This window comes from Nonomuraea lactucae (assembly GCF_003313395.1).
GTDB classification, from domain to species: domain Bacteria; phylum Actinomycetota; class Actinomycetes; order Streptosporangiales; family Streptosporangiaceae; genus Nonomuraea; species Nonomuraea lactucae.
Map to the genome: position 1 here is coordinate 1 of NZ_QNFZ01000615.1, position 2,381 is coordinate 2,381.

1 protein-coding gene and 1 pseudogene are annotated in these 2,381 nt (G+C 74.3%); one reads left to right on the top strand and one right to left on the bottom strand.

Features of this window, described 5'->3' with window-relative positions; translation table 11 throughout:
- Positions 1-579 (bottom strand): annotated as a pseudogene (locus DQW85_RS24285) (hypothetical protein); the annotation flags it as partial.
- Positions 580-704: 125 nt separating this feature from the next.
- On the opposite strand from DQW85_RS24285, the gene DQW85_RS24290 reads away from it, so the two are divergent.
- A complete protein-coding gene (locus tag DQW85_RS24290; RefSeq protein ID WP_240197395.1) occupies positions 705-2,132 on the top strand; it encodes a hypothetical protein in 1,428 nt (475 codons plus the stop codon).
- Positions 2,133-2,381: the final 249 nt, after the last annotated feature.

Consider the following 2,381-nt stretch of genomic DNA (forward strand, 5'->3'; position numbering starts at 1 on the left):
CAGCCCCGCGATCGTCAGCACGGCGAGCGCGCCCAGCACGGCCGGCGCCAGCAGCGGCCCCCCGGCCCACTCCCCCGCGGCGAACAGCAGCGGCGCGCCCGGCATGAACTGCGGCACGACCGCCCCGTCCACCTGGTAGAACCCGACGCTCCCGAAGACGAGCCCCGGGTCCGCGCCGCCGAACGCCTCCGCCCGCGCCGGGATCGGCAGCGAGCCGTGACCGGCCAGCCAGGCGGCGTACTGCGCGTACGTGGCGGGATCGCGCCGGACGACCAGCTGCTCGGAGTGCAGCAGCGCGTTGAACGCCCCCGACCCGGCGGCGATGGCGAGCACCGCGCCCACCTGCCGGCCCGTGGCGTCGGGCGTCACCGCCGGGCGGCCCAGCGCGACCAGGCACAGCAGGGCGGTGACGGCCAGGCCGAGCGCCACCGCGGGCAGCGGCTGGTAGTGGCTGAGCAGCAGCAGCGGCAGCCCCGCCAGCAGCCAGCCGGCCACAAGGAGGGCGGGCAGCAGCGAGGCCACGGCGAGCACCCTGCCCGCCGGCGGCCTTCGTCGCTGGTAGAACGCCCCGTAATCCATCGGTGATCGCGAGGGTACCCAACGCGCGGCACCCCTCGATGACGCGACCTGGCCCTGAACCCGGGTAGCGTACGCGGCGTGCACCACGGTTCCGCGCCTCGGCGCCGCTCCAGGACGGGCCGGCGGTGACGCACGCCGACATGCGGGTCGCCCGGCCGGCCCGCCGGCACGGCTGGTTCCTGGCGATCCTGGCCGCGGGCGCGGCGCTGCGCGCGCTGACCATGCTGGGCTACCGGCCCGCGCTGTGGTTCCCCGACTCCTACACCTACATCGTCACGGTCTTCCGGCCGCGCCCCGACCTGGTGCGCCCGGCGGGCTACTCGGCGTTCCTCAAGCTGCTGGAGCCCTTCCACTCCTTCGCCGTGGTGACCGCCGTCCAGCACCTGCTCGGCCTCGCCACCGGCGTGCTCGTCTACCGGGCCGCGCGCCGGGCCCCGAGGTGGGCGGCCACGCTCGCCGCGGTTCCGGTGCTGCTCGACGCCTACCAGATCGAGCTGGAGCACCTGCTGGTGTCGGACACGCTGTTCATGTTCCTGATCGTCTCGGCGATCGCCCTGGGGCTGTCGGACAGGCGATCGGGGATGTGGCCTGCCGTCGCCATCGGGCTGCTGCTCGGCGCGGCGACGCTCACCCGGACCATCGGCCTGCCGCTCGCCGTGGTGGTGGCCGCCTGGTTTCTGCTGCGTGGGCGGATCAGGTTCGCGGCGGTGCTGGCCGCCGCGGTGCTCGCGCCGCTCGTCGCGTACGGGGCCTGGTTCCACGCCACGTACCAGCGGGCCGGCATCGTGGGGGCCAACGGCGCCTTCCTCTACGCCCGCGCGATGTCCTTCGCCGACTGCGCCAGGATGGACCCCCCGCCGGACCTCCGGGTGCTCTGCGACCCGCGCCCGCCCGCGGACAGGCCGCCGTCGCAGGAGTACATCTGGGCCAAGGACTCCCCGTTGGTGCTGCGGCCGGGCATCACGTTCAGCGCCGAGAACGACGGCCTGGCCCGCCGCTTCGCGATTCTGGCCATCCGCGAGCAGCCCCTCGACTACCTGGGGTCCGTGCTGACGGAGCTGGGCCGCACGTTCGTCTGGAACCGCCCGGTCTACCCGGACCAGGAGATCTACGGCTACTACGAGCTGCCCGCGACGCCTCCGCCCCCGCCGGGCCGGTGGGCGGCGCGGCTCGGCGTCGAGATGGGCAAGCGGTACGAGCAGGGTGCGATCGGCACCGAGGTCGTCGAACCCTACGCGGGGTGGATGCGGGCCTACCAGGACGTGGCCCGCCTGCCGGGCACCGTGCTGCTGGCGGTGTTCCTCGTGCCGCCCGCGCTGCTGGTCCGGCGGCGCCGTTCCGCCGCGGCGTTGGCGTGGGCGTTCGCGTGGGCGCTGCCGTGGTCGGCCGCCGCCACCCTGCTCGTCGTGCCCGCCGCCGTGGCGGAATTCGACTACCGGTACGTGCTGCCGGCCGTACCCTTGGCGTGTCTGGCGGCCGCGCTGGCGTGCCGCGCTGACCTGCGCGAACCCGACGAGTTTGGCAATGATATTCCACGAAATGTCCAGCTCTGAGTATGCTTTGGGCCTGATTCGTCACGTCCGGGTCACGGCCGATTCCCGCGGTCCTGGCACCGGGCACGCCGTACGTGACCTAGTCTCGTGGCGCAGAACTACCGAGCCGACGCGCGAGGTGCACATACCAGGCGAGGGGGCGCATGAGTGACTTGAGGAGCGCGTCCGTGCAGGACCGCAGGGTCGCCCCGGCAGCGCCAGGTCCCCGGATGGCCCGCAGGGCCGCGGCGGCGGCCGCGGCGGCGCCCC